Below are 26896 nucleotides of genomic sequence, written 5' to 3'. Positions count from 1 at the left end.
CGGGCGCCGCCAGGATGAAATTCCCGGCGGCGCCCGCTGCCGTATTTGAATTCTGTCAGTTGACTGAGAGGAATAATTTTTCTCTAGTCAGCTGTGATAGCTGCTCGTAGTGTCGGAAATGTCCCTACGTTAAAGGAGCAGCAATGCAGTCTGAGAACGTTCTAGGCAATATCGATTGGGCGTCGATGCTACAGAAGATAGTCATCGCGCTGATCATCCTCATCATCACCTGGCTCATTGCCCGGCTAGTTCGCTGGGCGGCGGCCAAGCTGGTCACCAGGGTGAAATTCCTTCAAAAACAGGGCAACGACGGGCAACAGATCGGCCAGTCGCTGGGCAAGGTCGCGGGCCTGATCGTGTGGCTTTTCGGCTTGGTGGCCATCCTCCAGGTCTTCGCCCTTTCTGAAGTCCTCGCCCCCGTGCAGGGCATGCTGGCAGCGGTCATGGCGTTCATCCCGAACCTCATCGGCGCAGGCTTCATCTTCTTCATCGGCTTCGTCCTGGCCAATATTGTCAGGCAGCTGCTGACCACCGGGCTGGGCGCAGTGGACTTCACTGCGCTGTTCCACAAGCTCACACCCAAGGACCATGCGGTCGACCCGCAGCAGGCCCACGAGGTCCAGGGCAAAACGGTCCAGATCATCGCGAACGTCGTCTTTGCCCTGATCCTGCTGGTCGTGGCCATCGCGGCGCTTCAGGTGCTGGGCATCGCCGCGATCTCGCAGCCTGCAGAGCAGATGCTGCAAATGGTCTTCACCGCCATCCCGCAGGTGCTCATCGCGCTGGCACTGCTGGCAGTGGGCTTCCTGATCGCCAAGTTCGTCGGGCAGCTGCTTGAATCAACGCTGCACGCTGTAGGCACAGACCGGGTTGTGGATGGCTGGGGCGTCGTCCCCGAGGGGCAGAGCGCTTCGGGAATCATCGCCGGAATCGTCAAGATCGCCATTGTGCTGTTCTTCGGCGTCATGGCCGCCACCATGCTGAACTTCCCGGCGATTACCCACATCCTCAACGAGATCCTGGCGCTGGGCGGCAAGATCCTCTTTGGTGCGGCGATCATTGCCGCCGGCTTCGTAGTGGCCAACGTGATCGGCAGGTTCCTTGGCGAAACGACCGCATCAAAGATCATCCGCTACACGGCCATCGCCCTGTTTGTGGCCATGGGCTTGAAGTACATGGGCATTGCCGACTCGATCATCAACATGGCCTTCGGCGCAGTGGTCATCGGAGCGGCGCTGGCCGCGGCACTCGCCTTCGGGCTGGGCGGCCGCGATGCGGCGGCCAAGACCCTGTCAAAGATCGAGGCCGATCCCAAGCCGTTCGACGGGTCAGCCGGGCCGACCCCGCCGGCAGGCATCTAACACCATCCGCAGGGACGCACGGCAACGCGGCGGCGGGAGGCATCGGGAATACTCCCAATGCCTCCCGCCGCTGCCGCGTTGTCACTCAGGCTAGTAGATGGCAAGGACCTTTCCGGCCGGCGCCGGATCGCTGGTCAGCCGGGAATAGCACAGCACGTCGATGCGCTCGCCGTCGATCAGGAACTTGCCGCGCTCAACGCCTTCCAGCAGGAATCCGGCGGATTCGGCGACCGCCTTGGAGGCCGGGTTGTTGGCGCGCAGCCCCAATTCGAGGCGCTGCATGCCGCAGTCCTCGAACAATTGTGCCGCCAGCGCCCGCACCGCCTGGCTGGTTAGGCCGCGGCCCCGATAGCCGGCATGCATCCAATACCAGACCCAGGCGTTTTTGTTCGTGTCATCGATCCGCGCACAGACCAGGCCCACCAGCTGTGCATCTAGGCACACCGCCAGCGGATGCTGCGAGGATTCTGCGGAAAGCAGGAACTGGATGTAGATGCGGGCCTGTTCCAGGGAGCCGACCTCTCCCTGGCGCGCCATGTCCGGTGCTGAACTGAAGGCCTCGAAGACCGCGTTCGCGTCATCAGGGTGCAGCCGGCGCAGATAGGCGCCGGAGGCCGCCGCCGCGGGCGCTGGCGCGGGATGATCCACAGGCCGGGGTTCGGGCGCCGTGGTGCCCTGGTGGAAGAACAGCTGCCACCGCCGGCCGCCGCGCACCCACAGCGAGCTGCGCCGGGAGGCGGTCTGGGCGTTCAATTGGTAGCGCAGGAGCACGCAGTCCTCGCTAAGCTGCAGCAGCCGCGGGTCATCGATGCCTAAACGGGTTGACTTTTCTACTGGTTGAATCTGCGGGTCGGTGAGCAGCGCATCGATCATTCCAGCCTTGGAGAACTGCCTGCCTGAAGCGCCGACCTCCTCGAACCGCTCATGCAGCAGCCCAGCCAGCGCGGCGGCGTCGCTGCGAATGGCCGGGTCGAGCAATGACTCCTCAAGGCCGATCAGTTCCAGTCCTAATGCGCTGGTGGGGGATAAATCCACTGGCGTCCTGTTTTTCTGCATGTCAGCAACCTACCGCAGCAAAGATGACGGGGAAAAAGTCTTACGTTTAGCCATTGCAGGGCGGCTCATGCCTATAATCGCTTGAACCTCCGCGGGAGCCTGAACCGACCAGGCTGAGAGGGCACCGAGCCGACCGCCAAACCTGATGCGGATCATGCCGCCGTAGGAAGGATGTGCTCGATGCACGTTGTCATCATTGGTGCCGGAATCATCGGACTGGCTACAGCTTTCGAATTGCAGTCCCGTGGGTGTGAAGTCACCCTGATAGACCCAACCAGCGGCCAGGGCGCCAGCCGCGCCGCCGCCGGCATGCTGGCCCCCGCAGGAGAAACCACCTGGGGCCAGGGCATCCTGCACGAGCTGCTGGGAGCATCCAACGAGCTTTACCCAGACTTCGTGCGGCGGATCGAAGATGTGACCGGACGGCGTCCTGACTACCTTCAGAATTCAACCCTGGTGATCGCCGCAGAACCTGCCGACCGGGACGCCTTGCACGACCTGGTCGAACTGCAGAACTCCCTGGGCTTCAGCGCCGAAACGCTGCTGCCCAGCGCCGCCCGCCGACTGGAACCGGCGCTGGCAAGCAATATCGCCGGAGCGGTGCTGTGCAAGGACGACCACCAGATCGACCCGCGCTCGGTTACCGGGATCTTGGGAGAACTTTTCGCAGACAGGATCATCGCCGAAGCGGCAACGGAACTGATCAGCGTCAATGGAGCAACCCGAGCCGTGCGCACCAGCAGCGGGCGGATCGTGGAAGGCGACCAGATCGTGCTCGCCGCCGGCCTGGGCCAGGTGCCGGGAGCGCCGAAGCTGCCGCTGCGCCCGGTCTACGGAGACATCCTGCGCATGCAGGGCCCGGCCCGCTACCCGCTGCTGAGCCGAACCATCCGCGGCATCGTGCACCGCGAGGCCGTCTACCTGGTCCCGCGCAAGGACGGAAGCATTGTGCTGGGAGCCAGCAGCCGCGAAGACGGCAACTCGCAGGTCAACATCGGGCACCTGCACAAGCTGCTGGACAACGCCCGGCGCCTGGTGCCGGGGATCGTCGACTGCTCGCTGAATGAAGTGATTGCCCGGGCCCGGCCCGGCACCCCGGATGACAGGCCGCTGATCGGCCGCGTGGATGAATCCCTGGTGATTTCCACCGGCTACTCGCGCCACGGCGTGCTGCTGTCGCCGCTGGGCTCCGCGCTCACCGCAGACCTGGTGCTGGGCGCCGCAGCAAACCAAGACCACGCGGCGGCGGTGGACCCCAACAGGTTCGCCGGCCGCCAGGCCAACGAAGAAACACCCGCACCAACCATTATGGAGATGCACCGATGAGCACCATCGAAATCAACTTCAACTCGCAGCCCACCAGTGTGCCGGCAGGCACCACGCTGCTTGAGATCATCGCCGGGCACATCGGCAAGGAACTGACAGAAGCAGGCCAGGCGGTGGACGGCAGCAAGCTGGGCCTGGCCGCGGCAGTGAACGGCGCAGTCGTTCCGCGCAGCGGCTGGGCGGCCAGGGAACTGGGCGAAGGCCACAGTGTAGAACTCGTCACCGCGGCACAGGGAGGCTGAGCATGAGCCAGAACATCACCGAACTATCCACCGCCAACGACCCCTTTGAGGTGGCAGGGCGCACCTTCGGCTCCCGGCTGATCCTCGGCACCGGCGGCGCCACCTCGCTGAATACCCTGGAAACCGCGCTTGCGGTCTCCGGAACCGAGCTGACCACCGTGTCCATCCGCCACTTCGGCGCCGCTGGGGCGTCCGCCTCCGGCAGCGTCTACGAGCTGCTGGCCCGAAACAATGTGGCCCCGCTGCCCAATACCGCCGGATGCTTCACCGCCCGCGACGCGGTGCTCACCGCGCAGCTGGCCCGCGAGGCGTTGGAAACCAACTGGATCAAGCTGGAAGTGATCGCCGACGAGCACACCCTGCTGCCAGACCCGCTGGAGCTCTTCGCCGCCGCCGAACAACTGGTGGCCGACGGCTTCGAGGTCTTCGCCTACACCAATGACGATCCCGCCCTGGCGCTGCGCCTGCAGGATGCCGGGGTGGCCGCAGTCATGCCCGCCGGGGCGCCGATCGGTTCCGGGCTTGGCATCCTGAACCCGCACAACATCTCCACCATCGTCTCGCGCGCCACCGTACCGGTGATCTTGGATGCCGGGGTGGGCACCGCCTCGGACGCCGCCAAGGCGATGGAGCTCGGCTGCGACGCGGTGCTGCTGGCCAGCGCGGTGACCCGCGCGCACAACGCGCCGCTGATGGCCGCCGCAATGCGCGACGCCGTGCGGGCAGGGCGCGCGGCCCGGCTGGCTGGGCGCATCCCGGTGCGTGACATGGCCCTGGCTTCCTCGCCCAGCGAAGGGCTGATGAAGACCCTGGTCGGAGAGTTCTCATGAGCCTGGCTCCCGCCGCGCAGCGTGCGCCGCTGGTCGAGCCGGCGGCAGAACTGGACCGCGGACAGCTGGCCCGCTATTCACGCCACCTGACCCTGCCCGGGGTAGGGCAGCTGGGCCAGCGGCGCATTCTCAATGCCAAGGTGCTGGTCATCGGCGCCGGAGGGCTGGGCAGCCCGATCGCCAACTACCTGATCGCCGCCGGGGTGGGCACCTTGGCAGTCTTGGACGACGACACCGTGGAATCCTCCAACCTGCAGCGCCAGAGCATGCACCGCCAGCAGGATGTCGGGGCGCGCAAGGTGGACTCGGTGACCCGGCTGGCCTCCGAGCTGAACGATTCGGTGGAGGTCATCGCCATCCCCGAGCGGCTGAGCACGCAGAACGCGCTGCAGCTGTTCACCGACTACGACCTGGTGATCGACGGCAGCGACAACTTCGCCACCCGCTACCTGTCCAACGACGCGGCGGAGATCACCGGCACGCCGCTGGTCTGGGGCACGCTCTTCCAGTTCTCCGGCCAGGTTTCGGTCTTCGACCCGCGGACCGGGCCGATGCTGCGCGACCTCTTCCCGGAGATCCCGGATGCCGACTCGGTGCCAAGCTGCGCCGAGGGCGGGGTCTTCGGCGCCCTGTGCGGCGTGGTCGGTTCGCTGATGGCTGTCGAGGCGCTGAAGCTGATCACCGGAGTTGGCGAAACCCTCTCGGGCAAGCTGTGGCTCTACGACGCGCTGAACTCCACCGTGCGCACCCTCGGATTTGAACGCGACCCGCAGCGCGAACCGGTGACCGAGTTGGGCGACTACCAGCCGGTGCTCTGCGCCGTCGGCCCTGCCATCGAGCAGATCGATGCACAGGAACTGGAGCAGCTGCGCGCCGGGGGAGAGACGCTGGTCATCGACGTGCGCGAGGGCTGGGAACGGGAACTTGCGGCCATCCCCGGCAGCACCCACATTCCGCTGGGCCGAGTGCTGGATGAAGGCTGGGGCGCAATCGACCTGGCAGGAGTACGGCACCTAGTGCTTGCCTGCAAGTCGGGAGTCCGCTCGCAGCAGGCCGCCGTGGCCCTGTCGACTGGCGCCCCGGCGGTGCAGCTGCTGAACCTTTCCGGAGGCACCGTCGGCTGGTACGCACAGATCCGCGGCGAAGAGCTGACATACTAGGGTGATGATCCGCTCTGAGGACCTTGACTTCCGCGAACTGAACAGCGCCGATGAACAGCAGGCGCTGGATGCCCATCAGGAACTGCTGGCCGATGACTTCCACTTCCTGTTCTGGACGAGCAAAGGCGAAAGCTGGGACGAATACACCTACCGGATGTTATCCTGGCGCCGCGGCGAACACCTGCCCGAAGGGTGGGTGCGCAGCGGGTTCTTCGTCGCTGTGGACCACGGCCATATCGTCGGCCGCGTGTCGGTGCGTTATGAACTGAACGAGTCGCTGGGCCACGTCGGTGGGCACATTGGCTATGGGGTGCTGCCCGAGGCGCGGCGCCAGGGCGTCGCCGCGGCGCTGTGCCGCTTCGGGCTGCAGGAACTCGCGGCAGCCGGTGTCGACCGGGCGCTGATCACCTGCAATGCGGACAACGAAGGGTCCAAGGCGACCATCATCGCCTGCGGCGGGGTGCTGGATGCGCAGCTGCCCACCGTGCGAAACGCCGAGGGGGTCGAAGAATTGCGATTCTGGGTTCCCACCGGCCGCGCCAGCTAGTTCACCGGCCTTACAGAAGGTTTTTTCTGTATGTTTTGCCACAGATCAACAGATGTACATTCCATAGGGCGTAAAATAGAACGTTGGGTCGAGAATGGCCCCGACTCCTTAGACCCTTAACTCGAGCAGAAGTGAGCCTTCACGCATGTCAGATAACATCACGAGCCGCGACGAACTGCGCAACGTAGCCATCGTTGCGCACGTTGACCACGGCAAGACCACCCTGGTCAACGCAATGCTTCAGCAGACCGGCGCTTTCGACAGCCACGGTGAAACCGAAGACCGCGTGATGGACTCCGGCGAGCTGGAACGCGAAAAGGGCATCACCATCCTTGCCAAGAACACCACCGTGTTCTACGAAGGTCCAGCAGCCAACGGCAAGAAGATGACCATCAACGTCATCGACACCCCGGGCCACGCTGACTTCGGCGGAGAGGTCGAGCGCGGCCTGTCCATGGTCGACGGCGTTGTCCTGCTGGTGGATGCTTCTGAAGGCCCGCTGCCGCAGACCCGCTTCGTGCTGCGCAAGGCACTGGCTGCACACCTGCCGGTCATCATCGTTGTGAACAAGACCGACCGCGCCGATGCCCGCATCGACGGCGTCGTCTCCGACTCCATGGACCTGCTGCTGGGCCTGGCCTCCGACCTGGCCGACGAAGCGCCGGACCTGGACCTGGACGCCATCTTGAACGTTCCAGTCGTCTTCGCCTCGGGCAAGGCCGGCTACGCTTCGATGAACCAGCCAGCCGACGGCTCGCTGCCGGACAACGAAGACCTCGAGCCGCTGTTCGAGACCATCATTAAGCACGTTCCAGCCCCGACCTTCACCGAGGGTGAAGTTCTGCAGGCCCACGTGACCAACCTTGACGCATCGCCATTCCTCGGCCGCCTGGCACTGCTGCGCATCTTCAACGGCACCCTGCGCAAGGGCCAGCAGGTTGCCTGGGCCCGCCAGGACGGCACCCTCAAGCAGGTCAAGATCACCGAACTGCTGGCCACCAAGGGCCTGACCCGCGTTCCAGCTGAAGAGGCCGGCGCCGGCGAAATCGTCGCAGTGGCAGGCATCGAAGACATCATGATCGGCGAAACCCTCACCGATCTGGAGAACCCGAAGCCGCTGCCGCTGATCACCGTTGATCCACCAGCGATCTCCATGACCATCGGCATCAACACCTCGCCGCTGGCCGGCAAGGTCAAGGGCGCCAAGGTCACCGCACGCCAGGTCAAGGACCGCCTCGACAAGGAACTGATCGGCAACGTTTCGTTGAACGTTCTGCCAACCGAGCGTCCGGATGCTTGGGAAGTTCAGGGCCGTGGCGAACTGGCACTGGCAATCCTCGTTGAGCAGATGCGCCGCGAAGGCTTCGAGCTGACCGTGGGCAAGCCGCAGGTTGTGACCAAGATGATCGACGGCAAGGTCCACGAGCCAATGGAGCACATGACCATTGACGTGCCTGACGAGTACCTGGGCGCCATCACCCAGCTGATGGCATCGCGCAAGGGCCGCATGACCAACATGGCCAACCACGGCACCGGCTGGGTCCGCATGGAATTCATGGTTCCAGCCCGCGGCCTGATCGGCTTCCGCACCCGCTTCATGACCGAAACCCGCGGCGCCGGCATTGCCGCCTCGCTGGCCGAGGGCTACGAGCCATGGGCAGGCCCAATCGAATACCGCATCAACGGTTCGATCGTTGCCGACCGCGCAGGCGTTGTCACTCCATTCGCGATGATCAACCTGCAGGAGCGCATGAGCTTCTTCGTGAAGCCAACCGAAGAGGTCTACGAGGGCATGATCGTCGGCGAGAACTCGCGTGCAGATGACATGGACGTGAACATCACCAAGGAAAAGAAGCTCACCAACATGCGTGCAGCTTCCTCGGATAGCTTCGAGAACCTGACCCCGCCACGCACCCTGACCCTTGAAGAGTCGCTCGAATTCGCTCGCGAAGACGAGTGCGTGGAGGTCACCCCGGAGGCAATCCGCATCCGCAAGGTGCTGCTGAACGCCAACGACCGCGCCAAGGCAACCCGTGCCCGCTCCCGCGCCTAACAAGCTGCGCAGCCCGCAAGGCGGCAACCTCAACGCAGTACTGCGTGGTGTGGTTGCCGCCGTTGCGGCGGGCATTTTCGGCACCACCATCCACGCATCGCTGTTCTACGCCGGCGACGTCCCGATCATTTGGGGCGTAGGGCTGGCCTGGCTGCTGCTGGGCCTGCTGGTGTACTGGGCGGCGATCTCTTCGGGGAAGATGTGGGCCGGAGCTATCGGTTTCATCGGCTGTTATGTCACCGTGGGATTGATTTCCTATGTGGGGCATGACCAGATGATTCTGTCCTCCGCCTACTTCAAGTACCTGCCAGGACCGACCCTCGCCTCCATGCTGTGGATGTACGGGATGGTGGTTCCGGCGGTTATCGCCCTGATGGCTGCGCTGCGCGTGATGCGCCGCAGGCACCGAGAAGCCTAAAAAATATGGCGTCCTTCGAAAGAAGGACGCCATATTTTTTGGTTAATCAGAAGTTTCGATGTCCCGGCGGTCATTGCCTGTCAGATCCAGATGGTGGGCCAGGAACAGGGAGGTCGGCACCCCGCCTTCTTCAGGGTCGCGCATGGCGTAGTCTTCGATCACTTCCCGCAGACGACCCATCATTTCCTTCTGCGAAGCCTCGCTGAGTTTCAGGCCGACGCGGACCACCTGCATTTCCTGAGGGGCCAGGCCGTCGATCTCCTGCAGGAAGGTGTCCACAAGCATGGGGGCGGCGTCCGGGATGCGGGTTCCCCAGGAGAGCTTGGTGCTGCGGTACGGGACCTCTTTGGCGCCGCGGTTGCCGCGACGCGGCTCCTCGGCCTCCAGGAAGCCGTTGTTGACCAGGGTGCGAACGTGGTGGAGGGACGTAGCAGGGTTCAGTTGCAGGATATCTGCGATTTCCTTGTTGGTCCGTGATTCATGCAAGCACAGGCGCAGGATCCGCAGCCGCAGCGGAGAGCTGAGGGCGCGTGCACGGGCTTGAACAAGTTCATCGGTTGGCATACTGCCAGCATACGCGAAAAACGCTCAGTGATTGGTAGTTTCAAATCACATGTCGAAACTCATTGCCCAGCGATATTTTCTTTTCCGCGCGGCCTAGTTGGAGCTGGGGTCGACACGCGCCCTGCGCCGCGGGGGAGCAGGCGGCACCCGTTTTGCATTGGTAATCTTCGAGCGCTGAATTTCCACGATGCCGCCGCGTGTTTCCAACACGACGAGCGATTCTGTAACCTCCACCACATGGCCTATTGCATCGCTGAGGGTGGGGCCGGACAGTTCCTGCGGGTCTAAACGATAACGGAGAACAATACGGTCCCCAGGGGTTAAATCGTTGAAATTCAGCATGCTTAAGTCATATTTCTGTAAAAAGAATTCATCTAAAGTGACAATAATCGAAATGTGAATGGTCGGTTACGTCACAGCTGTCACCGGGGATCTTGGAAGTCCTAGCAACAGGACTAGACTGTACTTTGAGCTTGTAAAGGATTCAATGAGCATATTGGAATCCAACGGGCTTTAGTTGAAACCCCAATGTGCAAGGAAAGGTCGCAGCTCCCGTGACTTACATCATCGCTCAGCCGTGCGTCGACGTGAAAGACAAGGCGTGCGTCGAAGAATGCCCGGTTGATTGCATCTACGAAGGCGACCGTTCGCTCTACATCCACCCGGATGAATGTGTTGACTGCGGCGCCTGCGAGCCGGTGTGTCCGGTTGAGGCCATCTACTACGAAGATGATGTGCCAGATGAGTGGGCCGACTATTACAAGGCCAACGTAGAATTTTTCGATGAACTTGGTTCGCCCGGCGGCGCCGCTAAGATTGGTAACACCGGCACCGACCACCCATTCGTCGCTGCCTTGCCACCACAGAACCAAGGCTAGGTTTATCACTCATGCTTGAGCTCCCCGACTACCCCTGGAATCAGCTCGCACCTTATCGCGAGCTAGCGGCAAAGCACCCAGGAGGGGTCGTGGATCTCTCGATCGGCACGCCGATCGACGATACCCCGCAGCTCATCCAAGATGCGCTGCACCAGGCGGCGAACTCCCACGGCTACCCAACCACACAGGGCACCGAAGAAGTGCGCCAGGCAATCATCGACTGGTTCGCCCGCCGCCGCAACGTCTCAGGGCTGGGTCTTGAAGACGTCATGCCCACCGTCGGTTCCAAGGAAATGGTGGCCTGGCTGCCGCTGTTCCTTGGAATCGGCCCCGGCGATATTGTGGTTCGCCCCAAGATCGCGTACCCGACCTATGACATCGGCGCCCAGCTGGTAGGGGCTACCCCCATCGCCACCGACGACCTTGACAGCCTCAGCGCCGCAGAGCGCGCGAAGGTTAAGCTGATCTGGGTCAACTCGCCAGGCAACCCCACCGGCAAGGTGCGCAGCGTTGAGCAGCTGCGCCAGGTCGTCGACACCGCCAGAGAGCTCGGAGCAGTGGTCGCCTCGGACGAGTGCTACGCCGAGCTGGGCTGGGATCAGTATGAGGGCCAGGTCCCCAGCATTCTGGATGCGCGGGTCAACGGCGGCAACCTCGATGACCTGTTCGCCCTGTACTCGCTGTCCAAGCAGTCCAATCTTGCCGGCTACCGCGCGGCATTCATCGCCGGCGCCCCGAACTTGATGCCCACCCTGGTCAACAGCCGCAAGCATGCAGGCATGATCGTCCCGGGTCCCATTCAGCACGCCATGGTGGTCGCGCTCAATGATGATGTGCATGTCACTGTGCAACGTGATATCTATCGGGCTCGCCGGGCCGCACTGCGCCCCGCATTGGAAAATTTCGGGCTGGAGATCGAGGATTCGGTGGCCGGGCTGTACCTGTGGTGCACCGAAGGGAAGCCCAGCTTCACCACCATTCAACGCCTAGCAGAGCTGGGAATTGTGGCAGGACCGGGCGTCTTCTACGGAACTCACGGCGAGCAGCATGTCCGGGTGGCGCTCACTGCGAGCGATGAGAGGATTGCTGCTGCCGTTGAACGGTTGAATTCTTCCGTCAACCGATGAAGATGACACGCTGATTGGCAGAATTGGCCAAAAACACGGTATGTTCTACGTTGACGACTGACCTTTCGGAACTACACGCTTTCCGGTTAGGAGATGCAATGACAGACACGACGTCTGCACAGCTACATTTTGGTGAAACTAACCTTGAACTGCCGGTCATTCCGGCCGCTGAAGGCAACAACGGTTTCAACGTGGCGCCACTTTTGAAGACCACCGGGAATGTTGCCTATGACCCAGGCTTCATGAACACCGCAGCTACCAAGTCTGCAATCACCTACATCGACGGCGACGCAGGCATCCTGCGCTACCGCGGATACCCGATCGAGCAGCTGGCAGAGCACTCGAACTTCACCGAGGTCACCTACCTGCTGATCCATGGCGAACTGCCAACCCCGCAGCAGCTGTCCGATTTCGACAACTCGCTGCGCCGCCACACCCTGCTGCACGAAGAGCTCAAGAGCTTCTTCGGCGGCTTCCCGCGCGACGCACACCCGATGCCGGTGCTTTCCTCGGCAGTGTCGGCACTGTCGACCTGGTACCAGGATTCGCTGGATCCAAAGGACAGCGCCCAGGTTGAGCGCTCCACTTTGCGCCTGCTGGCCAAGCTGCCTGTACTGGCCGCCTACGCTCACAAGAAGTCCATCGGACAGGCTCTGCTGTACCCGGACAACTCCATGAACATGGTGGAGAACTTCCTGCGCCTGTGCTTCGGCACCGCAGCGGAGCCTTACGAACTGGATCCGGAAATGGTCAAGGCACTTGACTTGCTGCTGATCCTGCACGCAGACCACGAGCAGAACTGCTCGACCTCCACCGTTCGCCTGGTCGGCTCCTCGGACGCCAACCTGTTCGCGTCGGTTTCCGCAGGAATCCATGCGCTCTCCGGCCCCGCCCACGGCGGCGCCAACGAAGCAGTGCTGAAGATGCTGCGCGAAATCAAGGCTTCGGGCATCACCCCAGATGCCTACATGGAGAAGGTCAAGAACAAGGAAGACGGCGTACGCCTGATGGGCTTCGGCCACCGCGTGTACAAGAACTACGATCCTCGCGCCAAGATCATCAAGAAGACCGCACACGACCTGTTGGCTAAGCAGGGCAACAACGAGCTGCTGGACATTGCGATGAGCCTGGAAGAGAAGGCACTGAGCGACGATTACTTCATCTCGCGCAAGCTGTACCCGAACGTAGACTTCTACACCGGCTTGATCTACACCGCCATGGGCTTCCCGGAAAAGATGTTCACCGTGCTGTTCGCGATCGGACGCCTGCCGGGCTGGATCGCGCAGTGGCGTGAAATGATCTCGGATCCAGAAACCAAGATCGGCCGTCCGCGTCAGCTGTACATGGGCGAAACCGCTCGCAACTACCCAGGCGTCTAAGCTAAGGGACCGGTTGCCAGAATCCTGCCGTTGGGCGGGGAATCCACTTACGTGGGTTCCCCGCCCAACGCTGTTTTAACCCCTAGTTCAGGCGTATCCTAAGGGGCAGAGGGCCTACAAAGACCCTCCGGCGAGTCAGGTGGTTTAGATGTATTTTCGTCGTGGCACAAATTGGTCTTTGACCATGTATACCGATCCGCATTTGCTGATGGCTCTTTATCTTCGCGAGGTGGCGGGAGTCAACCCGCTGGAAGTAGGACCCAACTGTAAACTGGCCTCGGAGGTGAAGGAACGAACCAGCCCGCATCTGGTTCACGGACAAATCAAACAGGAATGGGGTTCGTGGTGGGACTCGCTGACCGCAGGCGGCGCACCGGGAAACGCCGCCACTGGACCACAGCTGCTTGAATGGCTTGAACGGGAAGGGTACCCGGAACTGGCCCGGCTGGCCCGCTCCCATTATGGACAGACCACGCTCTTCGCCCAGCAGCACGCACAGGAGTTTGATTCACACAGCCACAGCTATATTCCAGAACGCATGGACGAGATTGAACAGCTTCTGATCGAACGCGGGGTAGATCACGGCCAAACCGATGAGCAGAAGCATGTGCAGATCATCGATGTGCCGCTCAAAGAGCCGCGCGCTTGGCTGACCGGAGGGGCGACGATCATTGCCAGTTCCTCGTTGTTGCGGGACTCCAAGGCATTTCAGGGATTTATCCAGCCCATGGTAACGATTATCTTTCCCGAATAGCTGATCGAGGCCAAAACAGTGAATGCCGGGGAACGGTAGTTCCCCGGCATTCGCACATTAAATTGCAGACTAGTTGGCGTGCAGAGCGCTGTTCAGCTCAACAGTCTGGCCGGCACGTGGCAGTGCTTCCACAGCACCGGTGACCGAATTGCGTCGGAAGAGCAGGTTGGGAACACCTGAGAGCTCTAGGGCTTTAACAACCTCGCCGTTGACCGCAACGCGGGTGCCGGCGGTGACATACAGGCCCGCCTCAACAACCGAATCATCACCGATGGAAATGCCCACACCGGCATTGGCGCCCAACAGTACGCGTTCGCCGATGACAATTCGCTCCTTGCCGCCCCCGGACAGGGTGCCCATGATCGAGGCGCCGCCGCCCACATCGGAGCCGTTGCCCACAACCACCGAAGCAGAGATGCGGCCTTCGACCATGGAGGCGCCCAGGGTGCCGGCATTGAAGTTGACGAAGCCCTCGTGCATCACGGTGGTGCCTTCTGCCAGATGGGCTCCGAGGCGCACGCGGTCGGCGTCGGCAATGCGCACACCCGATGGCAGCACATAGTCGACCATGCGCGGGAACTTGTCCACGCCGTACACGTCCACGTTGCCGCGGGCCCGTAGCCGCAGGCGGGTGACCTCGAAGTTCTCCACGGAGCAAGGGCCGAAATTGGTCCAGACAACGTTGGCAAGATGTCCGAAGATGCCGTCTAAGTTGATGCTGTTCGGAGTAACCAGGCGATGGGAGAGCAGGTGCAGGCGCAGCCAGACATCGGCGGTGTCGGCAGGAGCCACGTCAAGATTGATGGTCAGCGATACCAGCTTCTGCGTGGTGCCGCGCGCATCGTCGTCGGCCGCGGCGGCGGACAGTTCACCGGCCAGCTCCGAGTAGCTGTCCAATTCGCCCAGTGCCGGTGCGGGGTACCAGACGTCCAGGACGGTGCCGTCCGAGGCGATTGTGGCAAGCCCGTGACCGGAAGCCAAACGTACAGATGAGTCACTAGATGCTGTCACAGATTCAGAAGTCATACACTGATCTTAACGTTTCGGTAAGCTGTAACGTTTAAAAATGACAAGCTAGTGAAGCACTATACGTAGGACAGCGGCCACGATGAATGAACTAGACCTGCGCCAAGATGTTGCAGTGTTGACCGAAGAAATCATGAACATTGAATCGGTCTCCGGAAATGAAACCCAGCTGGCAGATGTCATCTTTGACGCTCTGAGCGGGCTTGGACACCTACGCGTGCACCGCGATGGGGACGCGATCGTTGCACGGACCGAACTGGGTCGCGAACGGCGCGTGGTCCTGGCGGGCCATATCGACACGGTTCCGCTGCCGCGCACCGAGGGAGCCAAGGGCACCGTGCCCTCGCAGGTCGTGGATGGCGTGCTCTACGGACGCGGTGCTACCGACATGAAGGGCGGCGTGGCGGTACAGCTCGCGCTGGCAGCCGAGCTGACAGCGCCCAAACACGACATCACCTTCATCTTCTACGACCATGAAGAAGTCGAAGCCTCCAAGTCAGGACTGGGACGCCTGGCAAAAAACACTCCAGAACTGTTATCGGCCGACTTCGCAATTCTGCTGGAGCCGACCAACGGAACGGTGGAGGGCGGCTGTAATGGCACCAGCCGGTTCCTGGTGCGCACCCACGGCCAGGCGGCGCACTCGGCCCGGGCCTGGATGGGGCACAATGCGATCCACGACGCCGCCAAGGTGCTGGGCCGGCTGGCAGACTACGAGCCGAAGACCATTACCGTTGAAGGATTGGATTTCCGTGAAGGGATGAACGCCGTGCGCATCAGCGGGGGAGTGGCAGGCAATGTCATCCCCGATTACTGCGAGGTCGAGGTGAACTACCGCTTCGCACCGGATAAGAATCTGGAGCAGGCAGAAGCAGTAGTTCGCGAGCTGTTCGAGGGCTTTGACGTCGAGCGCACCGACGGGGCCGACGGGGCACGCCCCGGACTGGACCAGGCGATCGCCGCGGAACTGATCTCGGTGCTGGGGCAGGAGCCCAAGCCAAAATACGGGTGGACCGACGTCGCGCGATTCTCGGCCCTAGGCATCCCGGCGGTGAATTTCGGCCCAGGCGACGCGCTGCTGGCCCATTCGGATGACGAGCATGTGCCGCAGCAGGCAGTGCGGGACTGTCTTGCCAGCCTCCGGGCCTGGCTGAGCTAGCACTCCGAAACCGCGAAAAACCTCGAGGAACAATCCACAGTTGGAATGTTCCCCGAGGTTTTTCTTGTCGTTGCGGTGCTAGTCCGCCGAACGAGAGCTCAGCCGGCTGGACACATATGATGCCAGCTTGGACAGGGCGAAGTTCAGGATGATGAAGATCGCCGCAGCAATCACCAAGGCCTGCAGCATATTCGAATTGCCGGTACCCAACAGCTTGGCATTGAACAGCAGCTCGTTGAAGTTGATGATGTAGCCCAGGGCCGAGTCTTTCAAGATCACAATGAACTGGCTGATCAACGCAGGCAGCATGGCAGTCAATGCCTGAGGAATCTCGATCAGGCGCAGGCTCTGCGAACGGGTCAAGCCGATGGCGATGCCTGCCTCGCGCTGTCCTTTGGGCAGGCCATGAACGCCGGAGCGGATCAGCTCGGCAATCACCGATCCGTTGTACAGGGTCAGGCCGATGACCACCGCGTAGAACGGCGAATCCTGGGCATTGACGATCCCGGAGTTGGCGAGCATGATCCAGAGGAACAGCATCATCAGCAGCACGGGTACCGCACGGAAGAATTCGACCACGACTGTGCTCGCCCAGTTGATCACCTTGGTGTGGGACAGGCGTCCCATGCCGAAGATGAAGCCGAAGAGCAGCGAGGTCACGATCGAGATGGCCGCAGCCTGCAGGGTCTTGTACAAGCCGGGCAGGATGTAGCTTTCCCAACTGGAGCCCTTGAGGAAGACATTCCATTTTGCGGGCGCCAATTCGCCGGCGCCCTTGAGCCCGATGACCAGATAGACCAGAAGCCCGATCAGGGCCAGGACGCCCAGGATGTTGATGATCAGGATGCGCCTTCGGGCCTTGGGCCCGGGAGCATCAAAAAGTACCGATTGCTGTGGAGCGCTCATCGTGCCACCGCCAGTTTCTTGGAGAGGCTGGTGATTAGCAAGCCGATCGGCACGACGATCACTACGAACATCATTGCTACGGTCAGGAAGATCAAGATGCCTTGATCGGCTCGAAGCTCGATCATGGTTTTCATCAGGCCCGAGATTTCAGCCACCGAGCCGGCGACTGCCACAGTGGTGTTCTTGATCAGGGCGATCAGGACATTGCCCATCGGGACAATTGCGCCGCGGAAGGCCTGGGGCAGGATGACCATGCGGGCCGCCGGGAGGAAGCCCAAGCCGATGGCGCGGGCAGCTTCGGCTTGGCCCAGCGGCACGGTATTCACGCCCGAACGGATTGCTTCGCAAAAGAACGACGCATGGTAGATCGTCAAGCCGATGATGGCGATCAGGAAGAAGTTGAATTGGAAGTCTTCGGACAGCTGGAGTTTGAAGACTCCGAAGAGGACGAAGACGCCGAATGCGATGATGATGGTCAGCGGGGTATTGCGGAAGATGTTTACGTAGGCAGTGCCAAATGCGCGCAGGCTGGGGATCGGTGAGATTCGCATAATTGCCAGAATCGTTCCCAATACGGCACAGGCGATGAATGCCCAGAAGGTGAGCTGCAGGTTAGCCCAGAAGGACTCCATGATGCGCGCACCGTATTCATCCCAAAGACTTAAATAGCCTTCCACGGCTGTATCTCCTTGGTCGATCGATGAGCTGGAAACCGATGGTGCTGTGCCAGGCTGTTGCGTCCGGGCGCAGCACCATCGGTTTGTAAAGCGAGCTAAGGCTTAGCTGCAGGATTCGAACTTGGTTGGTGGATTCAGATCCGAAGGCTTGTAGCCGGTGCCTTCGGTGTTCTTGTCCAGTGCCTTCTTCCATTCACCGGAATCGATCATCTTCTTGATGGCGGTGTTGATGGCCTCGCACTTGTTGTTTTCCTTGTTCAGACCCACGCCGTATGGCTCCTCGGAGAATGGTGCGCCGACGACTTTGAACTTGCCCTTGTTGGCGGTGGTTGCGGCCAGGCCTGCAAGGATGATGTCATCGGTGGTGATGGCGTCGATGCTGCCGGACTCAAGCAGTCCCAGGCAGTCTGCGTAGCCCTGCTGCTCCACCAGGTTCACGCCTGGTACGTCCTTCTTCACATTTTCAGCCGAAGTTGAGCCGGTCACCGAGCACAGCTTCTTGCCATCAAGTGAGTCCTTGCCGGTGATCGCGGTGTCATCGGCACGCACCAACAGATCCTGGCCAGCGATGAAGTATGGGCCTGCGAAAGCAACGCGTTCCTTGCGGGCGTCGTTGATGGTGTAGGTCGCGAAGATCATGTCAACCTGCTTGGTTTCCAACAGGGTCTCGCGGTTGGCCGAAGGAGCCGACACGAATTCGATCTTGCCCTCGTCGTAGCCCAGTTCATTGGCCACATAGCGTGCGACGTCGACGTCGAAGCCGGTGTACTTGTCGCCGTCCTTGAAGCCGAGGCCTGGCTGGTCGAACTTGATGCCGATGCGAACCTTGTCGCCGTCCGAGCTGGCGCCACCGCCCGCGTCGCTGCCGCCGCAGGCGGTGAGGGTGAGGGCCGCCACTGCAGCCATTGCAGCGAATGCTCCGAAACGATTCTTCCGCATTGTTCCTCCTAGTAGGTTGCGGTGATGATGCTTAGTGGTTGGTAATGAGCTTGCTCAAGAAGTCCTTGGCACGCGCACTCTGAGGGTTGGTAAAGAATTCTTCAGGGGTAGCTTGTTCGACGATCTGCCCGTCGGCCATGAAGATCACTCGGTCGGCGGCCTTGCGCGCGAAGCCCATCTCGTGGGTGACCACGAGCATGGTCATGCCTTCGCGGGCCAGCGACACCATGGTGTCCAGAACCTCGTTGATCATTTCAGGATCCAGCGCACTGGTGGGCTCGTCGAAAAGCATCACCTTTGGCTTCATCGCCAAGGCGCGGGCGATGGCAACGCGCTGCTGCTGGCCGCCGGAAAGCTGGGCTGGAAGCTTTGCCGCCTGGTTCGCCACGCCGACGCGCTCCAACAGCTGCATGGCGAGCTTGTCCGCCTCGCTCTTCTTCATGCCCTTGACCTTGATTGGGCCCAAGGTCACGTTCTCAAGGATCGTCTTGTGTGCAAAGAGGTTGAATGACTGGAACACCATGCCGACGTCGGCGCGCAGACGCGCCAACGCCTTGCCTTCCTCCGGAAGAGTCTTGCCATCAATGGTGATGGTGCCCTCGTCGATGGTTTCCAAGCGGTTGATGGTGCGGCACAGAGTTGACTTGCCCGAGCCGGAAGGACCCAGGATCACGACGACCTCGCCCTTGACGACATCCAGATTGATGTTGTTCAAGACGTGAAGCGCCCCGTAGTGCTTATTGACCCCAGCCAGGCGGACAATTGGGCCGCCCGAAGATGCTTCTGCCTGATGATCGCTGTTCATGGCATAGACAATACTTGATGTGACGTGCGCAACGCGAGACTTCGAACAGGTCACAGCGAGTTGTTATGAAATTGTTCTGTAACCAACTCTTCAAGCTTGACCAAAAAAATACCGGTCAGCGGATAGAGTGAAGTCATGGTTCATAAGCGAAAGAGTGAAGAAAACGCTCGTGCTGGACGCAAAATGCACATTGAGGCGAGCTGGCCGGGGAAGAAGCCGGAGAATCAGCTCGACCACTATCTGCTGGAAAGCCCGCAGGAAGACGTCACCCATACCGATGTGTGGCGGGTGCTGCGCATCCAGTCTGAGTTCGTCTCAGGCTTTGGTTCCATGTCTGACACCGGACCGGCGGTTGCCGTTTTCGGTTCTGCCCGAACCGAGGTCGACAGCCCATACTACAAGCAGGCTTACCGCATCGGACAGCGGTTGGCAGAAGCCGGGGTCACCACGATTACCGGCGGCGGACCGGGTGCAATGGAAGCCGCGAATATGGGCGCCGCCGACAAGGATGGAATTTCCGTTGGGCTGGGCATCGAACTTCCCTTTGAAACAGGCTTGAACACCTGGGTGAACAAGGGCATGAACTTCCGCTATTTCTTCGTGCGCAAAACCATGTTCGTCAAGTATTCGCAGGGATTCATCGTGCTGCCAGGTGGCTTCGGAACTCTGGATGAACTGTTTGAAGCGCTGACTCTCGTGCAGACCAAGAAAATCACTACCTTCCCCATCGTTCTGGTCGGCACCGAGTACTGGGGCGGATTGGTGGACTGGCTGAAGGACATTGTCGCCAAGGAACGCTGCATTTCCCCCGAAGACTTGGACCTGTTCACGTTGACCGACGATCCGGACGAGGCCGTAGATATCGTCTTCACTGCGATGAACCAGGCGGCGGCCGCACGGGCGACGGGGCAGTAGAACAGTGCCTTTCCTTCTCATAGTCCTTGCCCTGCTAGTAGTCGGCGCCGCGGCGATGCTGTTGACCCGGCATCGGAAGATCAGCGACACCGGCCGACACTTCGAAGCTGTCCCAGAACCGATTGTTGGACTGGCTGAACCGCATGCATCGCTTCCTCCGGTGCTGCTTCCCGAACATCCGCGTGCTGAGGATATCGAAAAGGTGAAGTTCTCCCTGGGCCTTCGCGGGTACCGCTGCGACCAGGTGGACGACACTTTAGATGTGCTTTCGGCGGAGATCACCAGGCTTGAAAATGAAATTCGTGAGCTGAGTTCTCGGCGTGTGATTAGCGACACTGAACAAAATTAGCAATAATAATAGGTAAGTGGTTCCTACTCAGCGACATAATGGAAGCGAAGTAGAACCAGGCAATAGATTGATCGCAGAGTATTTTTTGCGCTGCATACAATCGATAGACGAAGGGAATAGCTTACATGGCTGCGATGAAGCCACGCACGGGCGACGGTCCAATGGAAGTCACCAAGGAAGGGCGAAGCCTGATTTTGCGACTGCCTATCGATGGCGGCGGACGTCTAGTCGTTGAACTGAACAACGATGAAGCAACCGAACTGCGCAATTGCCTGGTTGAAGTCACCGAATAGCTATTAGCTTTGGCCCGCTAGCGGCGTTAACAAGGAAGGACCGACGAGATGTCGGTCCTTTTTGTTGTCTGCTGAGTGCTATTTGCGTCTAGGCATCGGGCGCAGCGAGGCGACGAACAGTCCTTGTTCGCTGGGCAGCAGGTGCGTGATGAGTCGAGGGTCTTCGCGCAGCATCCGCAGCGCATCGCGTGTGGCTACCGTTGATGCCTGGCGCACGGCAGGCTTGGGAAGCTTGTGATTGTCGAAGGCATTGTTTACGACGATGACTCCGGAAGGGCCGATCAGCCTCTTGGCTTCCGCAACATACTCCAGCAGCAGTTCTCCGCCGGCATCAATGAGCACCAGGTCGTAGGCATGGTCGGCAAGGCGGGCCAAGACGTTTTCCGCGCGTTCGTGGATGATGCGTGCCTGGGCCGAGGCAATGCCTGCCTCGCGCAGTCCCTGGCGCATGGCGTTTGCATGTTCGAGATTGGATTCGATGGCGGTCAGCGTGCAGTCGGCGCCGAGGACCTCGAGCATGGCCAGCGATGCCACCCCGACTCCCGAACCGATCTCTACAATATTCTTCGGACGGCGCAGCGTGCACAGTAGCTGCAGCATTGAGCGGCCAGCAGGATCAATGCATTTCACCCCTAAATCGGCAGAGCGTTCACGCACTGGTGCGACAGAGTCCTTCTCGTGGATCTGGGTCTGGCTGAAGCTCCAGCTCGCAAGAAGTTCTGAATTCATCGAAGGCATTGAGGCTTGGTCCTTGGAATTTTGCGTTTAGGGACAGGACAATCGTACTTCTCTTCGCCGTGGTTGGCGGTTGCTATCTGCTGCGCAGGCGATTCTTAGCTGTAGCTCAGCTTAATCGCACATAATTTAACTGTGAACAACACGCGAAATGACTCAACTGCCACCCTGGCGCACCCGGAAACCACCGTGCCGTCCTGGGAGCAGATGGTCAGCGACCACGGCCAGCAGGTATTCAGATTGGCCTATCGGCTGACCGGCAACCGCCAAGACGCTGAAGACCTTTCCCAGGAAGCATTTGTCCGAGCCTTCAAGGCGCTGGATGGCTACACCCCGGGAACTATGGGCGGCTGGCTGCACCGCATCACCACCAACCTCTTCCTTGACCAGGCACGGCGCAAGAGCAAGATCCGCTTCGACAGATTTGCCGATGGCGCAGAAGACAAGATGCCAGGCAGCGCCCCGTCGCCGGAACGCCATTTCGAGTTCAATAACTTGGATGTCGACGTGCAGGCGGCCTTGAAGGCATTGAGCCCCGAATACCGCGCGGCAATCGTGCTCTGCGACCTCGAAGGCTTCTCATACGAGGAAGTCTCCCAGATCCTTGATGTGAAGCTGGGAACAGTCCGTTCGCGCATCCACCGCGGCCGCGCCATGCTGCGCGACGCATTGGCCCACCGCAATCCTGCGGCAAAGGCACCGAAGACGGTTTCTCTGCCACGCCTGCCGCTGGGCCGGCGCACCGCAGTACAGGGCTAACATTACGGCGCGCCCTAGCGCGCTGGCTTAGCCTGTTTGATTTGGACAAGGTAATCTTAAATACGTGGATTTGTTTGGTATCAATGGCAGCGAGTTTATTATTCTCGCTGTACTCGCGGTCGTTGTGCTTGGGCCCGAGAAACTTCCTGAGTATGCCAAAAAACTGGCAAATCTCGTCAAAGAAGTTCGCCGCATGGCCAACGGCGCCAAGGAGCAGCTGCGCGAAGAGGTCGGCGACGAGGTCGCTGATATCGACTGGCGCAAGCTGGACCCTCGGCAGTATGACCCTCGGCGGATCATTAAGGAAGCCTTGGTGGACGACTTCGACGACGCACTGAACGCAGCAAAGGGAAAGCCCGAGGCCGCAGCCGCTCCGGTCCGAACGGCCATTGCGCCGCATGTTGCAAGCCAGGCTCCGCTTAGCGCAAATGAACCCGCGCCTTTCGACAACGAAGCGACCTAGAAACTTTATATATGGAGAATCCCCGCAGCGAAAGCTGCGGGGATTTTTGTGCCCGGGCGCTAGAGCGACAGGGGGAGGGATCGTCCAGCCAGTCCACGGGGACGGTGGCCCACCTGGGAAGCAAGTTCTGCCAGGGCCTCGGCAGCCGGCGCCGGCGGTGCACTGAGCACCACTGGGCTGCCCTGGTCCGACCCAAGGCGCACGGATTCTTCCAAGGGAATCTGGGCCAGCAACGGAACCTGGTAGCCAAGCTGGGTGCTCAACGAGTCGCTGAGCTTCTGGCCTCCTCCCGAACCGAAGACCTCCATGCGGGTGCCGTCGGGAAGCTGCAGATAGCTCATGTTCTCCACCACCCCAATCACCTTCTGTTGGGTCTGCAGGGCAATGGTGCCTGCGCGCTCAGCGACCTCCGTGGCAGTTGACTGGGGAGTGGTGATCACCAGCAGCTCGCTGTTCGGCAGCAGCTGGGAGACGGAAATCGCCATGTCGCCGGTGCCCGGCGGCAGGTCGAGGAACAAGTAGTCCAAATCGCCGAAGTAGACATCGGAAAGGAACTGCTCCAGGGAACGGTGCAGCATCGGGCCGCGCCAAATCACCGGCTGGTTCGAATCCAGAAACATGCCGATGGAAATGACCTTGACCCCGTGGGCCACCGGCGGAAGGATCATGTCATCCACGCGGGTCGGCTTCTGGGTGATGCCCATCAGCGACGGGATCGAGAAGCCATGGACATCGGCGTCGATCAGGCCGACCTTCATGCCCTGGGCCGCCAGCGCGGCGGCCAGGTTCGCTGTGATCGAGGACTTACCCACTCCGCCCTTTCCGCTGGCCACTGCAATCACCCGGGTCAGCGAGGAAGGGTCTGAAAACGGGGTGCGCCGGCTGGCCAGCTGTTCACGCAGCGCCGCGCGCTGGTGCGGATCCATGACGCCCAGGGTAACGTCGACCTGGTCGATGCCGTCGAGCTTCTGCAGGGCGGCGCGAACATCGTTCTCAATGGTCGAACGCATGGGACAGCCTGCGACAGTCAAAAGGATCGTCGCAGCCGCGCGGGAGTCTTCCACAGACACTGCTGAGACCATGCCCAGCTCGGTAATGGGCTTGCGCAGCTCCGGATCAATGACGGAATCCAGGGCCCGAAGCAGCCGGTCCTGGGGAAAATCTTGCACTGCGCTCACTGCTTGTCGTTCTTTCGGTTGCTCGTATGGACAGGCGGGACCACGTCGATCAGCCCGGTCTGTGCCGCACTGCCCTTGTTTTTGCGTTTTGCCCTCAGGTTCAGCTCTTCGCCGTCGGCGGTTTCCAACAGCTCCTCCAGCACATTTCGCAGCTCGGAACGGACGTAGTCGCGGGTGGCTACGTCGCGCAGGGCAAGGCGCAGGCCGGCCAGCTCGCGGGTCAGGTATTCGGTATCCGACAGGTTCCGTTCGGCTCGGGCCCGGTCCTCGGTCAACGCCACGCGGTCGCGGTCATCCTGGCGGTTCTGCGCCAGCAGCAGCAGCGGAGCTGCATAGGAAGCTTGCAGCGAGAGCATCAAAGTCAGCGCCGTGAATCCGATGGTCGCATCGTCAAAGCGCCATTCAACCGGTGCATAGGTGTTCCAGATCAGCCAGAAGGCACAGAACAGCGTCATGTAGAACAGGAACTGGGGAGTGCCCATGAAGCGGGCGAACTTCTCGGTGGTGGAACCGAACGCATCAGGGTCGGGGGAGAACTTTGGCCAGAAGCGTTTGCGGGCTGCAAGGGGAGTGTCCAAGCCACTAGTCTTGCGCTGTTCAGCCATACCGGTGAACTCCTTTGCTGCTGAGCTGTGTATTGCATGGTCCGCACGCCGGCGGAGGCGAAGAACCGTTTATGTGCTGCGGTTCCCTCAGGCGTCTTGGGTGCGCCAATCGTCGGGAAGCAGATGGTCGAGCACGTCGTCAACGGTAATGGCGCCGACCAGGCGGCCTTCCTTGTTCGTCACCCCGACGCTGGTGAGGTTGTAGGTGGCCAGGTGGCGGACCACTTCCTGGATGTCGGCAAGATCCGACATCGGCTCCAGCTCGGTATCGAGGATGTCGCCCAGCGGGTTGGGCGGAGCGGTGCGCAGCAGCGCCTGGATATGCACCTGGCCCAAATAGCGGCCGGTGGGGGTTTCCAGCGGTGGACGCACCACGAACACGGTGGAGGCCAGGGCGGGGGAGAGCTCCTCCAAGCGCACCGAGGCCAGGGCCTCGGCCACCGTGGACTCGGGGGTCAGGATCACCGGAACGGGAGTCATGATCGAGCCGGCGGTCCCTTCGGGGTAGGCCAGCAGACGGCGCACGTCCTTGGCTTCTTCCTCATCCATCAGATCCAGCAGCTGGTGCTTGGTTTCCTCGGAGACCTCGGCCAGAAGGTCGGCCGCGTCGTCCGGGTCCATTTCCTCCAGCACGTCGGCGGCGCGTTCAAGGCCCAGGGCGGAGAGGATCTGGACCTGCTCGCGGTCCGGAAGTTCCTGCAGCACGTCGGCCAGGCGCTCGTCCTGCAGGTGCGCGGCGATTTCAAGGCGGCGCTTTTCATTCATCTCATGCAGGGCGTCGGCGAAGTCGGCGGCCTTCATGTCGTCGTGGGTGGCCACAAAGGTGTCGGCTGCCTGTGGTTCGCTGCGTGCCCCGTGGCGAATGTCCTCCCAAGAGACCAAGACCTTGTCGCGTTTGCGGCTGCGAAGACCCAGCAGCGAGGTGGTGGCCTCGCCGCGCTGCACATAGTACTCGTTGATCTCCCAGTCCCCGCGGCGGGTCTGGGACAGGCCGATGTCCTCGATGACGCCCTTGCCGCTGCCGTCCACGAAGCTGATGACGCGGTCGAACATCTCCGCGACGATCAGCGTCTCCTGGCCGCGCTGCTGGAAGCGGCGCATGTTGACCAGTCCGGAGCAGATGATCTGGGTGGACTCCATGGACTGGATGCGGGTCATCGGCACGAAGACTCGGCGTTTGCCGGGCACCTCGACGACGAGGCCTACACAGGCAGGGGCCTTCTTCGGGCCGCGGGAGACCACCACGACGTCGCGTAAGCGTCCTAGGCGGTCGCCCAAGGGGTCGAAGACGTCAAGCCCGAGCAGGCGGGCGACGAAAATTTTTGACACTTGTGCGCTCACCCTTCTAGGTTATCGTGCACAGGGTGCAGTTGCGGTGCGCAATGACACATGATGCCAAGGTTTCTTTCGCCCACAGTGATCGCAACTCCACAACTGGGCGCAATCACAGCATTTCAATGCACAATATAGATATGACCTCGCCACAAGGAGTAAATTCCATCAGCCCCAACGGCCTGCCCCGCGGCGAGCTGCTGGGCCGCTACACCAGCTACCTCGACGCCCAAAAGCTCGTCGACTATCTGGCCGACAACAATTTCCCGGTGGCTTCGGTGACCATCGTCGGCAATGATGTTCGAACCGTCGAACGGGTTACCGCAAAGCTGTCCTACCCCAAGGTTGCCTTGGCCGGCGCAGCACAGGGCGCCATGATGGGCCTGTTCGTCGGACTGCTGATGTCGCTGTTCAGCGGTGGAAGCAACGGCGTCTACCAGATTCTCTCGGCTGTCGGCCTGGGTATGGCGATCTGGATGATCGCCGGGGTCATCAGCTATTCGACCCGCCGCGGCAAGCGCGACTTCGCCTCCTCCAGCCAATTCGTGGCCACTAGCTTCGATGTGGTGGTGGACTTCGAGAACGCCCAGGCGGCCCGAGCCCTGGCAGCCAAGCTGCCGATGCGCCCGCAGCCGCCGATGGCAAACGCCCCCGTGCAGCAGCCGGTGCAGCCTACCCAGGCGCCAGCAGCGGCCACGGGCACTCAGCCAGCGGCAGCGCCCGAGAAGAAGGACGCGCGCAGCGGACAGTTCCCGGACCTGCCGGACGGCCGCCCGCGCTATGGTGTGCGCGTGGACGCCCCGGCTCCGGCGGCACAGCCAGCAGCCGAGGAAGCAGCCGCAGCCGCCGAGCCTGCCCAGGATCTGGCGGCCCAGGAACCGACAGTGGCCCAGCCTGCTGCACCGGCGGCACAAGAACCACCTGCGGCAGCTCCGGCGGAGCCTGAAGCCCCGGCAGAGCAGCCAAAGGCCGAGGAAGCAAAAGACAAGGACGCCTAGCCCGGCTGGGTCCAGAAACAACTACACGGCGGGGGCCTTCAGCACTAGTGCTGAAGGCCCCC

Annotated in this window: 31 protein-coding genes and 1 riboswitch; of the genes, 19 read left to right on the top strand and 12 right to left on the bottom strand. The window is 61.4% G+C overall.

The window, feature by feature from the left end; genetic code table 11:
• Positions 1-143: 143 nt before the first annotated feature.
• The gene (locus AUR04nite_RS17060) at positions 144-1361 is read left to right on the top strand and encodes a mechanosensitive ion channel (protein ID WP_141367380.1); all 1218 of its coding nucleotides are present in this window, start codon (positions 144-146) and stop codon (positions 1359-1361) included.
• 90 nt (positions 1362-1451) lie between these two features.
• Here AUR04nite_RS17060 and AUR04nite_RS17055 read toward each other — a convergent pair whose 3' ends face one another.
• The gene (locus tag AUR04nite_RS17055) at positions 1452-2396 is read right to left on the bottom strand and encodes a GNAT family N-acetyltransferase (protein WP_170184261.1); all 945 of its coding nucleotides are present in this window, start codon (positions 2394-2396) and stop codon (positions 1452-1454) included.
• Positions 2397-2498: 102 nt separating this feature from the next.
• A riboswitch (TPP riboswitch) is annotated at positions 2499-2603 on the top strand.
• On the opposite strand from AUR04nite_RS17055, the gene thiO reads away from it, so the two are divergent.
• The 7 genes from thiO (at position 2598) to AUR04nite_RS17020 (ending at position 8993) form a co-directional block, all read left to right on the top strand.
• Positions 2598-3743 (top strand): glycine oxidase ThiO, encoded by a 1146-nt coding sequence (gene thiO, locus AUR04nite_RS17050; protein ID WP_141367376.1) that lies wholly within the window; start codon positions 2598-2600, stop codon positions 3741-3743. Its footprint overlaps the riboswitch before it by 6 nt.
• Complete coding sequence (thiS, locus tag AUR04nite_RS17045; protein ID WP_141367374.1) at positions 3740-3985, top strand: sulfur carrier protein ThiS; 246 nt, start codon at positions 3740-3742, stop codon at positions 3983-3985. The genes thiO and thiS overlap by 4 nt, the downstream gene beginning before the upstream one ends.
• Before the next feature lie 2 nt (positions 3986-3987).
• Complete coding sequence (locus AUR04nite_RS17040) at positions 3988-4815, top strand: thiazole synthase (protein ID WP_141367372.1); 828 nt, start codon at positions 3988-3990, stop codon at positions 4813-4815.
• Positions 4812-5975 (top strand): ThiF family adenylyltransferase, encoded by a 1164-nt coding sequence (locus AUR04nite_RS17035; protein WP_141367370.1) that lies wholly within the window; start codon positions 4812-4814, stop codon positions 5973-5975. Before AUR04nite_RS17040 ends, AUR04nite_RS17035 begins: the two co-directional genes overlap by 4 nt.
• A gap of 4 nt (positions 5976-5979) precedes the next feature.
• The gene (locus AUR04nite_RS17030; protein WP_141367368.1) at positions 5980-6522 is read left to right on the top strand and encodes a GNAT family N-acetyltransferase; all 543 of its coding nucleotides are present in this window, start codon (positions 5980-5982) and stop codon (positions 6520-6522) included.
• Between the two features lie 145 nt (positions 6523-6667).
• Complete coding sequence (gene typA / locus AUR04nite_RS17025) at positions 6668-8575, top strand: translational GTPase TypA (protein ID WP_141367366.1); 1908 nt, start codon at positions 6668-6670, stop codon at positions 8573-8575.
• Entirely contained in the window at positions 8556-8993 is a 438-nt protein-coding gene (locus AUR04nite_RS17020) for a hypothetical protein (protein WP_141367364.1), read from the top strand. Before typA ends, AUR04nite_RS17020 begins: the two co-directional genes overlap by 20 nt.
• Before the next feature lie 42 nt (positions 8994-9035).
• Here the strand turns inward: AUR04nite_RS17020 and AUR04nite_RS17015 are convergent, their stop codons facing one another.
• Together AUR04nite_RS17015 and AUR04nite_RS17010 are read right to left on the bottom strand one after the other, a co-directional pair.
• Complete coding sequence (locus tag AUR04nite_RS17015; RefSeq protein ID WP_141367362.1) at positions 9036-9557, bottom strand: helix-turn-helix domain-containing protein; 522 nt, start codon at positions 9555-9557, stop codon at positions 9036-9038.
• A 93-nt stretch (positions 9558-9650) separates the two neighbouring features.
• Positions 9651-9899, bottom strand: a complete 249-nt coding sequence (locus AUR04nite_RS17010) for a putative acetyltransferase (RefSeq protein WP_141367360.1) — start codon at positions 9897-9899, stop codon at positions 9651-9653.
• A gap of 212 nt (positions 9900-10111) precedes the next feature.
• Here AUR04nite_RS17010 and fdxA point away from each other — a divergent pair, with 212 nt between their 5' ends.
• The 4 genes from fdxA (at position 10112) to AUR04nite_RS16990 (ending at position 13695) form a co-directional block, all read left to right on the top strand.
• Positions 10112-10435, top strand: coding sequence for a ferredoxin (gene fdxA / locus AUR04nite_RS17005; RefSeq protein ID WP_141367358.1), 324 nt, complete (start codon positions 10112-10114; stop codon positions 10433-10435).
• An 11-nt stretch (positions 10436-10446) separates the two neighbouring features.
• Positions 10447-11562 (top strand): succinyldiaminopimelate transaminase, encoded by a 1116-nt coding sequence (gene dapC / locus AUR04nite_RS17000; protein ID WP_141367356.1) that lies wholly within the window; start codon positions 10447-10449, stop codon positions 11560-11562.
• 98 nt (positions 11563-11660) lie between these two features.
• Entirely contained in the window at positions 11661-12941 is a 1281-nt protein-coding gene (locus AUR04nite_RS16995; protein WP_141367354.1) for a citrate synthase, read from the top strand.
• 184 nt (positions 12942-13125) lie between these two features.
• Positions 13126-13695 carry a hypothetical protein gene (locus AUR04nite_RS16990; protein WP_141367352.1) on the top strand — a complete coding sequence of 190 codons (570 nt, stop codon included), beginning with the start codon at positions 13126-13128 and terminating at the stop codon, positions 13693-13695.
• Between the two features lie 69 nt (positions 13696-13764).
• Here the strand turns inward: AUR04nite_RS16990 and dapD are convergent, their stop codons facing one another.
• Positions 13765-14721 carry a 2,3,4,5-tetrahydropyridine-2,6-dicarboxylate N-succinyltransferase gene (gene dapD, locus AUR04nite_RS16985; protein WP_141367350.1) on the bottom strand — a complete coding sequence of 319 codons (957 nt, stop codon included), beginning with the start codon at positions 14719-14721 and terminating at the stop codon, positions 13765-13767.
• Positions 14722-14803: 82 nt separating this feature from the next.
• Between dapD and dapE the strand changes: the two genes are divergently transcribed.
• Positions 14804-15880, top strand: coding sequence for a succinyl-diaminopimelate desuccinylase (gene dapE, locus AUR04nite_RS16980; RefSeq protein WP_141367348.1), 1077 nt, complete (start codon positions 14804-14806; stop codon positions 15878-15880).
• Between the two features lie 78 nt (positions 15881-15958).
• Here dapE and AUR04nite_RS16975 read toward each other — a convergent pair whose 3' ends face one another.
• The 4 genes from AUR04nite_RS16975 to AUR04nite_RS16960 all read right to left on the bottom strand — a co-directional run bounded on the left by AUR04nite_RS16975 (position 15959) and on the right by AUR04nite_RS16960 (position 19165).
• The gene (locus AUR04nite_RS16975) at positions 15959-16786 is read right to left on the bottom strand and encodes an amino acid ABC transporter permease (RefSeq protein ID WP_141367347.1); all 828 of its coding nucleotides are present in this window, start codon (positions 16784-16786) and stop codon (positions 15959-15961) included.
• A complete protein-coding gene (locus AUR04nite_RS16970) occupies positions 16783-17463 on the bottom strand; it encodes an amino acid ABC transporter permease (protein WP_141367345.1) in 681 nt (226 codons plus the stop codon). The genes AUR04nite_RS16975 and AUR04nite_RS16970 overlap by 4 nt, the downstream gene beginning before the upstream one ends.
• Before the next feature lie 102 nt (positions 17464-17565).
• Positions 17566-18402 (bottom strand): glutamate ABC transporter substrate-binding protein, encoded by an 837-nt coding sequence (locus AUR04nite_RS16965; RefSeq protein ID WP_141367343.1) that lies wholly within the window; start codon positions 18400-18402, stop codon positions 17566-17568.
• Positions 18403-18433: 31 nt separating this feature from the next.
• A complete protein-coding gene (locus tag AUR04nite_RS16960) occupies positions 18434-19165 on the bottom strand; it encodes an amino acid ABC transporter ATP-binding protein (RefSeq protein WP_174787902.1) in 732 nt (243 codons plus the stop codon).
• Between the two features lie 225 nt (positions 19166-19390).
• Here AUR04nite_RS16960 and AUR04nite_RS16955 point away from each other — a divergent pair, with 225 nt between their 5' ends.
• The 3 genes from AUR04nite_RS16955 to AUR04nite_RS16945 all read left to right on the top strand — a co-directional run bounded on the left by AUR04nite_RS16955 (position 19391) and on the right by AUR04nite_RS16945 (position 20764).
• Entirely contained in the window at positions 19391-20122 is a 732-nt protein-coding gene (locus tag AUR04nite_RS16955; protein ID WP_407646715.1) for an LOG family protein, read from the top strand.
• 55 nt (positions 20123-20177) lie between these two features.
• The gene (locus tag AUR04nite_RS16950; protein ID WP_246055585.1) at positions 20178-20471 is read left to right on the top strand and encodes a DivIVA domain-containing protein; all 294 of its coding nucleotides are present in this window, start codon (positions 20178-20180) and stop codon (positions 20469-20471) included.
• 125 nt (positions 20472-20596) lie between these two features.
• On the top strand, positions 20597-20764 hold the full coding sequence (locus AUR04nite_RS16945) for a DUF3117 domain-containing protein (RefSeq protein ID WP_141367335.1): 168 nt from the start codon (positions 20597-20599) through the stop codon (positions 20762-20764).
• 78 nt (positions 20765-20842) lie between these two features.
• On the opposite strand, the gene AUR04nite_RS16940 is transcribed toward AUR04nite_RS16945, so the two are convergent.
• The gene (locus tag AUR04nite_RS16940) at positions 20843-21493 is read right to left on the bottom strand and encodes an O-methyltransferase (protein ID WP_170184259.1); all 651 of its coding nucleotides are present in this window, start codon (positions 21491-21493) and stop codon (positions 20843-20845) included.
• A 141-nt stretch (positions 21494-21634) separates the two neighbouring features.
• On the opposite strand from AUR04nite_RS16940, the gene sigE reads away from it, so the two are divergent.
• Positions 21635-22258: an RNA polymerase sigma factor SigE gene (sigE, locus tag AUR04nite_RS16935; protein ID WP_141367331.1), complete on the top strand. Its 624-nt coding sequence runs from the start codon at positions 21635-21637 to the stop codon at positions 22256-22258.
• A 70-nt stretch (positions 22259-22328) separates the two neighbouring features.
• Entirely contained in the window at positions 22329-22721 is a 393-nt protein-coding gene (locus tag AUR04nite_RS16930) for a sec-independent translocase (RefSeq protein WP_141367384.1), read from the top strand.
• Positions 22722-22780: 59 nt separating this feature from the next.
• Here the strand turns inward: AUR04nite_RS16930 and AUR04nite_RS16925 are convergent, their stop codons facing one another.
• From AUR04nite_RS16925 to AUR04nite_RS16915, 3 genes are all read right to left on the bottom strand, one after another.
• On the bottom strand, positions 22781-23890 hold the full coding sequence (locus tag AUR04nite_RS16925; RefSeq protein WP_141367382.1) for an Mrp/NBP35 family ATP-binding protein: 1110 nt from the start codon (positions 23888-23890) through the stop codon (positions 22781-22783).
• A 5-nt stretch (positions 23891-23895) separates the two neighbouring features.
• Positions 23896-24504 (bottom strand): DUF1003 domain-containing protein, encoded by a 609-nt coding sequence (locus tag AUR04nite_RS16920; RefSeq protein ID WP_141367329.1) that lies wholly within the window; start codon positions 24502-24504, stop codon positions 23896-23898.
• 87 nt (positions 24505-24591) lie between these two features.
• Positions 24592-25845, bottom strand: a complete 1254-nt coding sequence (locus AUR04nite_RS16915) for a magnesium transporter MgtE N-terminal domain-containing protein (RefSeq protein WP_141367327.1) — start codon at positions 25843-25845, stop codon at positions 24592-24594.
• A 131-nt stretch (positions 25846-25976) separates the two neighbouring features.
• Between AUR04nite_RS16915 and AUR04nite_RS16910 the strand changes: the two genes are divergently transcribed.
• A complete protein-coding gene (locus tag AUR04nite_RS16910; RefSeq protein WP_174787901.1) occupies positions 25977-26834 on the top strand; it encodes a general stress protein in 858 nt (285 codons plus the stop codon).
• The last annotated feature ends 62 nt before the right edge of the window (positions 26835-26896 follow it).

The organism is Glutamicibacter uratoxydans, assembly GCF_006539925.1.
Taxonomy (GTDB): domain Bacteria; phylum Actinomycetota; class Actinomycetes; order Actinomycetales; family Micrococcaceae; genus Glutamicibacter; species Glutamicibacter uratoxydans.
This window is presented reverse-complemented; position numbering and strand designations above follow the sequence as displayed.